The organism is Pseudomonas sp. BBP2017, assembly GCF_003024385.1.
GTDB lineage: Bacteria > Pseudomonadota > Gammaproteobacteria > Pseudomonadales > Pseudomonadaceae > Aquipseudomonas.
In genome coordinates this window covers 1-239 of sequence record NZ_PVZN01000060.1, presented here as the reverse complement: position 1 = coordinate 239, position 239 = coordinate 1, and the positions used below count along the sequence as shown (strand labels likewise).

The 239-nt window shown below is 56.1% G+C and carries 1 pseudogene; it reads left to right on the top strand.

Annotation, left to right across the window (positions count from 1 at the left end):
- Positions 1-239, top strand: a pseudogene (locus C6382_RS23810) (IS3 family transposase); the annotation flags it as partial.

Here is a 239-nt window from a genome sequence, read left to right as displayed (position 1 = left end):
GGTCAGGCTCAGGAGCGGTATGGCATCCAGGGTCGATCAACGGTTCTGGTATGGTTGCGTAAGCATGGTCGGCAGGATTGGAGCCAGGGGGCCTCGATCCGAGACGAGAGGCGCTGCGCGATGTCTGTCCCCAAAACGCTCACTCCAGAGCAGCGGATCAAAGAGCTTGAGCAGCAGCTTGAGTTAATGAGCCAGAAGGCTCAGTTCTTTGAGACGGTCGTTGATGTCCTGAAAAATGA